The 7,038-nt window shown below is 72.3% G+C and carries 7 protein-coding genes; 4 read left to right on the top strand and 3 right to left on the bottom strand.

Going from position 1 to position 7,038, the window contains the following annotated elements; translation table 11 throughout:
* From AOK09_RS40440 to eccE, 3 genes are all read right to left on the bottom strand, one after another.
* Positions 1–205, bottom strand: a 205-nt coding sequence (locus tag AOK09_RS40440) for a hypothetical protein (protein ID WP_157876042.1), incomplete at its 3' end; no start/stop codon positions are given.
* Between the two features lie 407 nt (positions 206–612).
* The gene (locus AOK09_RS26200) at positions 613–1,407 is read right to left on the bottom strand and encodes a hypothetical protein (protein WP_175609349.1); all 795 of its coding nucleotides are present in this window, start codon (positions 1,405–1,407) and stop codon (positions 613–615) included.
* On the bottom strand, positions 1,407–2,810 hold the full coding sequence (gene eccE, locus AOK09_RS26195; RefSeq protein WP_079063443.1) for a type VII secretion protein EccE: 1,404 nt from the start codon (positions 2,808–2,810) through the stop codon (positions 1,407–1,409). The genes AOK09_RS26200 and eccE overlap by 1 nt, the downstream gene beginning before the upstream one ends.
* Positions 2,811–3,017: 207 nt before the next feature.
* Here eccE and AOK09_RS26190 point away from each other — a divergent pair, with 207 nt between their 5' ends.
* From AOK09_RS26190 to mycP, 4 genes are all read left to right on the top strand, one after another.
* Positions 3,018–4,655, top strand: a complete 1,638-nt coding sequence (locus AOK09_RS26190) for a type VII secretion protein EccB (protein WP_055589716.1) — start codon at positions 3,018–3,020, stop codon at positions 4,653–4,655.
* A 239-nt stretch (positions 4,656–4,894) separates the two neighbouring features.
* Positions 4,895–5,206, top strand: a complete 312-nt coding sequence (locus AOK09_RS26185; protein WP_055589715.1) for a WXG100 family type VII secretion target — start codon at positions 4,895–4,897, stop codon at positions 5,204–5,206.
* A 79-nt stretch (positions 5,207–5,285) separates the two neighbouring features.
* Positions 5,286–5,582, top strand: a complete 297-nt coding sequence (locus tag AOK09_RS26180) for a WXG100 family type VII secretion target (protein ID WP_055589714.1) — start codon at positions 5,286–5,288, stop codon at positions 5,580–5,582.
* A gap of 107 nt (positions 5,583–5,689) precedes the next feature.
* Positions 5,690–6,967 carry a type VII secretion-associated serine protease mycosin gene (mycP, locus tag AOK09_RS26175; protein ID WP_175609348.1) on the top strand — a complete coding sequence of 426 codons (1,278 nt, stop codon included), beginning with the start codon at positions 5,690–5,692 and terminating at the stop codon, positions 6,965–6,967.
* The last annotated feature ends 71 nt before the right edge of the window (positions 6,968–7,038 follow it).

The following is a 7,038-nucleotide window of genomic DNA, read 5'->3' as shown; positions in this document are numbered from 1 at the left end:
GTGCGGCTGCCTGCGGAGGGGCCGACTGCACGGGGGCCGGTGGTACGGGAGCGGGCTGCGGCGCGGGCGGTGCCTCCTGGGCGGCGCCCGACGACTCGTTCTGGGTGTACCAGGCCGGGGGAGTGTAGTCGGGAGCGTCTGACCACTCCTCGTCCTCGTCCGGCGCGTTGTCGCCGACGTAGACGCCGTCGCGATCGGTGCTCAACTCGAACTCCCTCTCTCAGCTCCGGCGGGTGGCCGCAACAGCCAGGTCCCTCCGGTCGTCCCCGTGCCGGCGCCCGGACTCGGCCCGGGCCTCCGCGAGGCACCAGCCTATGAGCTACCCCGGGACTCGGGATAGTCCGGGCCGGGTCGCCGCCGTCCGGTCCACCGACCGTCAGCTCGGCCCGCCCGGCCCCCGCTCGGCTGGGATCGTGCCGAGCAGAGGCCGCCGCCGCCCGAACAGGTCGAGGTCGCAGGGGCTGCCGCCGGACTCCCCGCCCCGGGGGACGTGAGCTCCGCGGTTGACTCGGACGGGGCGGCGCCGCGCCCCCCGGCACCCCCTGCGTCGGGGGCGCCGGTCACGGACCGTATCACGGTGCGGAAAACGGCGGTCGCCGGGCGAGTGACGGTTCAGTCCACCCGGCGAGCGGGGCCCAGCAGTTGGACCTCGGCGTCCGCAGGGGTGGTCATCACGAACTGGCGCCGCATCCTGGTCGCCCAGAGGGTGACGTTGTCCCCCATCGAGGGAAGGGCCGCCACATCGGCGTCGGTCAGGTTCATCATCCGGCCGATCAGCTGCGCCTCCTGCGGCGACACCCGCTGCACACCCACCAGGTCCGCGGCGCCCAGCACCCGTTGGGCGTTGGGGCCCAGATAGGGCAGCAGGGTGAGCACGGTCTGCCAGGGCCCCGCCGACAGCCGGCTGCGCACCGGCCGGGCGCCCAGGTCCCGTACCACCAGCACCGGGGCGGACACCGAGGGACCCTGCGGGCCGAGCCTGCCGACCTGGTGCACGGTCACACAGGGCTGACCGCCGCCCGCGGCCTGCGCCATCGGGGACCAGGCCTGCGGCCGGCCGGTCTCCACGGCGACCCGCGCCCCGGTGGCGGCGGCGCGCAGTGCGATCAGCTGAGCCGTCCACATACCGCCGACCAGCACGATCTCATGGGCCGTCGGGCGGAAGAGGCCCAGGACCGCGGACTGCTGCTGGGGGTCGACGCCGATCAGCACACCGTCGTCGCCCACCGGCATCGCCAGTGCGTTGAGCTCCTCCGCGGTGAGCACATGACGCTCCCGCCGCGGGCCGCGCAGACCGAATCCAGCGCGGATCCGGGCGAACGGGCGGGACTGCGAGGAGCCGTCGGGTCCGCCACCGCCGACGGGCTGGCCGACGGGCGGCTGGGGGGCATAGGTCTGGTACGCCATCAGCGGGTCCCTCCCAGGGGCAGAGTGGCGAGCATGCCGGGAGCCTGCTCCATGTCCAGCCGTACCAGCCCGGTGCCGGAGCTCTGGGCGCGCGACTCCAGCAGCCGCCCGACCTGGGCGACCTCGCTCTCGCTGCGCGCGGTGAGCCGCACATGCCCGGCGATCGCCACCGCGCCCCCGGTGCCCCGGGTGGCGGTGAGGCTGAAGGTGCAGGCGAGGGCCGGGAGACCGGTCAGCAGATTCACCAGGTCGGGTGAGATGATCCGGCCCCCGGTTCCCCCGGGGCGGCGCAGCTGGGGCCAGCGCGAGATCCAGTACGTGGTGTGCCAGCGGTCGTCCACCCGCCAGAAGCGGCGGCTCTCCTGGGTGCGCCGGGTGGCGCCGCTGCCGCCGCCGGTGCCCTGACGGCCCGCGGTGGCGAGGGGGTTGACGCAGATGGAGGTCGCCAGTGCGGCGATCAGCTCCCGCTCGTCCAGGACGGACGCGGTGAAGCCGGCCCCGGTGAGCCGGGCGGCCAGCTGGTCGGCGGCCCGCTGAAGCGCCTTGCGGGCGCCGGACTCGCCGCCGCCGCGGGCCTCCACCGCGGTCGACGCGCGCTCGGGGTCCAGCCGCAGCGCCACCCAGGTCAGCCGGAGCGAGGGGGTGGAGGAGCCCTCGGGCAGCTGCTGGTAGGCGCGGGAGGCCAGGGCCTGCTCCGGCAGGTGCGGTGCCGGCGCGGGCTGGGTGTGCTGGACGATCTGCACCGAGTCCAGGGTGATGTCGTCCACCTGGAGCGCCGAGGTGAGCACGTCCAGCGGCAGCGGACGGGCGGTGCGCAGCGGCCGCAGCGGCTCGTCCTTGGACTGCACCAGCAGCAGCGCGCTCAGGAAGGTGCCGTCGCCGACCATGCCGGTCTCCCGGCGGGCGCGGCGCTGGCCGCCGCTGCCCGGTGCATCGGTCTCGGTGGCGTGGGTGCAGGTGTTCAGCGCGGGGTCGATCTCCAGCGCCGGTGCGATCCCGGGGTCGGTCCCGGCTGACGGGACGTTGCCCGGTGCGCTGCGGCGGCGGGCGCGCAGCGCGGACCGGGTGCGCAGATAGTCGGGCAGCGTCCGGCCGCGCATCGGCATCAGGGCGACCACCAGCAGCACCACCGCGGGCACCGCCATCGCTCCGGCCACGGCCTTGCTGACGGTCCATCCGACGGCGACGAGGGCGGCGGCGACCTCGATCAGCACCAGCTGCTGCAGCCGTACCGGGCCGCTGATCCGGCCGGGCCGCGGGTGGAGCCGTACCGAGACCGGCGTCAGCGGTGCCGGCTCGGGGCGGTCGGACTCCCGCCTCCGCCGGCCGCCGTGTGCACCCCCCGGGCGGGGAGGCGTGCCCTGCGGTGCACTGCGTCGCTCTGGAGCGGTCTGGCTTCGCATCCCCCGACTGACCCTCTCTGGTTGGATACCTGCGCCCGGTTGGCCGATCGCAATACCGTACCCGTACCGTACTGACCGTCTGCTTGCCGCATCGTAGAGGGTTTGGCCCTCGTCCGGTCCCGGCGGGCAGCGCCGGCCGCACGGACCTGGCCCCGCGTCGGCCGACGGGGAGAACGGGGCGACACGGACAGGTGGGAGACGACGAGGATGGCATCACGCCGGGACGAGCTGAACGCCTACACGTTCGCGCGGCGCCGCATGGTGGGGGCGTTCCTGCAGCCGGCCGGGGGCGGCAATGACGAGGACGCCCCGCGCCCGGTGCGCGCTGTGGTGCCGAGCCTGGTGATGGCCGCCGTGGTGGTCGCGGGCTTCGGCATGTGGGGCATGATCAAGCCGGCTGCTCCGCAGGGCTGGGACGACGGGAAGTCCATCGTGGTGGGCAAGGAGTCCACCACCCGCTATGTGGTGCTGACGCCCGATCCGAACAAGCCGGACGAGAAGACGCTCTACCCGGTGCTCAACATGGCGTCGGCCAAGCTGGTGCTGGACGCCGACTCCAAGGTCACCTTTGTCGAGGACAAGGTGCTGGACCAGTACGCCAGGCACGGCGCCACCATCGGCATCCCCTACGCCCCGGACAAGCTGCCGACGGCGGAGGAGGCGTCCAAGCCCAAGGTGTGGACGGTCTGCGACCGGCCGGGCGGCGACGCCCAGCACACCACGGTCAACCAGGCCGTCTTCGTGCTGTCGGACACTCAGGCGGCGGCTCTGCGCAACCCCGGCTTCCGGCTCGCCGGGGGCAATGGGCTCTTCGTGCAGTCACCCGGTCCGGACGGCAAGGGCGGTGAGGACTACCTGGTCGACGCCACCGGCACCAAGCACAGCCTGGGAGCGGCCAACAACCAGAGCCCGGGCTACGAGTCCCTGCGGTCCCTTCTCGGCACCCAGCTGGCGCCGCAGCGGGTCACCGACCAGTGGCTGAGCACGCTCGCCGACGGGCACCCCATCACCTTCCCCCGGCCGGACGGCCTCCAGCTGGGGAGCCCGACGAACGTCAGGATGCCGAACCGGGAGCTCAAGGTCGGGAACCTGCTGTCCTACGACTCCAACGGCGACGGCAACGGCGACTCCTTCTACGTGGTCGGCAGGGACCAGATCTACCTCCTGACGGACTTCGAGTTCCAGCTCTTCATGGTCGACCCGGGGGAGGCCAAGGTGTACGGCTCCGGCAGCCGGCCCCGGACCGATCCGCTGACCTCGGCCGAGCGGACCCGGTGGGCCGGACCGGTCGGCAACGAGCACAAGTTGGCCGCGCCCGCCGACTGGCCGAAGCTGCGCCCCGACCACGCGGTCAACGGCCTCGACTCGGACGGCGGCACCCGCAACGTCCTCTGCAGCACCTATGAGGGCATCGACGAGCAGACCCACCAGCTCAAGCGCAGTGTGTGGGCGGCGAGCAGCTTCCCGGCATCGGTCACCAACGGTTCGTCCGGCGCCCATGTCACCCCGGGCACGGGTCTGCTGTACCGGGCGATGGAGGGCGCGGCCGGCAACAAGTCGGAGGATGTGTCGGGCTCCGTCTACCTGCTGACCGAGACCGGTCTGCGGTACCAGGTGGTGGCCAACGGGGACAGCACGGCCAAGAGTTCCGTGCTGCCGAAGAGCAGTCAGTCCCAGGACCCGTCGGGCCAGGCGCAGGGGCAGGGCCAGCAGGGCAACGACGCTCAGGCGCGGCTGGGGTACAAGGACATCCAGCCGGGTGTGGTGCCCAGGGCCTGGTCGGACCTGGTGCCGTCCGGTCCCAATCTGGACACCAAGTCGGCCCTGCAGCCGCAGACCTCCTGACGCAGTACTGACGTTTCGTCACATGACCGGTGCCGGAGGAGTTCCGGCGCCGGCCGCGGCGTTCGCCGAGGTCGGGACGGCGCCCTGATGTCATGGTCCGGTAACCGTCCACGGGGTGGTGTTGGGGGTATGGACGCCGAGGGCTAGAGTGCTTCTGGACATCACGTCGTGATGTTGTCCGGGGGACGCGGATAGCGGGTCGCTCGGCCAAGTCATCTGTCTCATGGGGGACGTGGAACATGTCGGGTCAGTTCAGGACTACCGCTGAGGAGATGCGCGCGTTCTCCGGCCGCATCTCCGAGGTCAACTCGTCCATCCAGCAGGAGCTCAGCCGCCTCAACAGCCTGGTGAGCTCGATCACCGCCGGCTGGCAGGGCCAGGCCGCCACCGCCTACCACCAGCTCCAGGAGCGGTGGAACGAGGACGCCACCAAGCTGAACCGGGTGCTGGACGAGATCAAGCAGGCGATCGACGCCACCACGCAGCAGTACTCCGCGACTGAAGAGGAGCAGCGTTCGTCGGTCAGCAACATCACCGGCGCCTTCGGCTGACGGTTCGCCGCCGCTCGCTGAACTCCCGGCCCGCCGGCTGCGGGCCCTGAAGATCCTCTTTGCCACTAGGAGAGACGTCATGTCCGACGGCCACATTCTCGTCAATTTCAGCACCATCCAGAACGCCGGTTCCGAGGTGCGCTCCACCGCCGGTCGCATCCAGCAGCAGCTGGACGACCTCAAGGCGGGCGTGCAGCGCATCGCCTCCAGCTGGGAGGGCAAGGCCCAGGAGGGCTACCAGGCCCGCCAGAACGAGTGGGACCGCTCCGCGGCGGACCTGCACCAGGTTCTGAACCAGATCGCCGGGGCCCTGGACAACGCCGCCCAGAGCTACCAGCAGACCGAGAGCAAGAACGCCAGCATCTGGGGCGGCTGATCCGCACCACGTGCTTCAGGGGCGGGCGTCCGACGGCGCCCGCCCCTGACGGCTGTGTGCAGCCGTCCGACAACGACGAGGACCTGCGCGAAAGAGGGGCAGTACAGGTGCCGTTGAGCAAGCAGAGGGCGCGCCGCCGCGCGCTGCGTCCGGCGGTCTCCGCCGCGGCCGCGCTGGGCGTCCTGGCCGGTGTCGCGGCGGCTCCGGCGGCAGCCGCCCAGGGCGGCTCGGACAGGTCCCCGCTGGCCCTTGCGGCGACCGGTGAGTGCAACTTCCCGTCCGAGAACGTGCCCGGGGTGCCCTGGGCGCTGCAGCGGGTCGTCCTCGACCGGCTGTGGCAGAACGGCATCACCGGCCGGGGTGTCACCGTCGCGGTGATCGACACCGGTGTGGACGTGGTCAACCCGCAGCTGTCGAACAACAAGGTCATCAACGGTCCCGTGGAACTCGTGGACCCGCAGACCAAGAAGACGGTGCAGGGCACCTCCACCCAGGACCCGGTGGGCCACGGCACCAAGGTCGCCGGGATCATCGCCGCCCGCCCCAGCCCGGCCACCGGCTTCGTCGGCCTGGCGCCGGACGCGAAGATCTACTCCATCCGGCAGAACGACAGCGAGGGCAGCGGGCAGGTCGCCAAGCTGATCGATGCGATCAAGGCCGCGGTCAAGGCCGGGGTCCAGGTGATCAACATCTCCCAGGACGTCCGCGGCAGCTCGCCCACGGGCGGGTTCCAGGACGAGGCCATGCTGCACGCGGTCATCCAGGACGCGGTCGACAAGCACGGCATCGTGGTGGTGGCGTCCTCCGGCAACGACGGCAAGAACGAGCCGACCTTCCCGGCGTCCTATCCGGAGGTCATCGCCGTCGGCGCCTCCGACCGCAACAACGAGCGGGCCGCCTTCTCCGAGTACGGCCCCTTCGTGGACGTGGCCGCGCCGGGGGTGGACATGCTCTCCACCGTGCCGGGACGCGGCCAGTGCGTGGACAACGGCACCAGCTTCTCCAGCCCGTATGTGGCGGGGGTCGCGGCACTGCTCAAGCAGAAGTACCCGCACTGGAGCCCGGCGCAGATCGCCGCCAGGATCGAGCAGACCGCGCAGCGCAACCGGCGCAACCGGGACGACTTCGTCGGCTGGGGCGTGGTCGACCCGGTGAAGGCGGTCACCTCGGACGCGCCCCCCGCGTCCCGAGCCGTACCGGACCCCCAGACCGTGCTGGCCGCGGCGCCGCTGGTGGCCCAGCCGCTCACCCTCGGGGAGACCCAGGCCGACCGCAACCGCCGTACCGCCACCTATGTGCTGGGCACGGCCCTGGTCGTGGTGCTGCTGATCAGCGGCGGCTCGGTGGTGCTCCGGGACCACCGCAGGCGGCGTTCCCGGGCCTGACCGGGGCATGCGACAGCGGCGAGGGCCGGGACCCGTGGGGGTCCCGGCCCTCGCCGCTGTGCCGCTGCTCC

The organism is Peterkaempfera griseoplana (genome assembly GCF_001418575.1).
In the GTDB taxonomy this organism is placed as follows: Bacteria; Actinomycetota; Actinomycetes; order Streptomycetales; family Streptomycetaceae; genus Peterkaempfera; species Peterkaempfera griseoplana.
Note: the sequence above shows the minus strand (reverse complement) of the source record. Positions and strands in the feature narration are given on the sequence as shown.

Coding starts and splice junctions, on each gene's coding strand:
- AOK09_RS26200 (WP_175609349.1), bottom strand. CDS start 1,407: ATGGCGTACCAGACCTATGCCCCCCAGCCGCCCGTCGGCCAGCCCGTC.
- eccE (WP_079063443.1), bottom strand. CDS start 2,810: ATGCGAAGCCAGACCGCTCCAGAGCGACGCAGTGCACCGCAGGGCACG.
- AOK09_RS26190 (WP_055589716.1), top strand. CDS start 3,018: ATGGCATCACGCCGGGACGAGCTGAACGCCTACACGTTCGCGCGGCGC.
- AOK09_RS26185 (WP_055589715.1), top strand. CDS start 4,895: ATGTCGGGTCAGTTCAGGACTACCGCTGAGGAGATGCGCGCGTTCTCC.
- AOK09_RS26180 (WP_055589714.1), top strand. CDS start 5,286: ATGTCCGACGGCCACATTCTCGTCAATTTCAGCACCATCCAGAACGCC.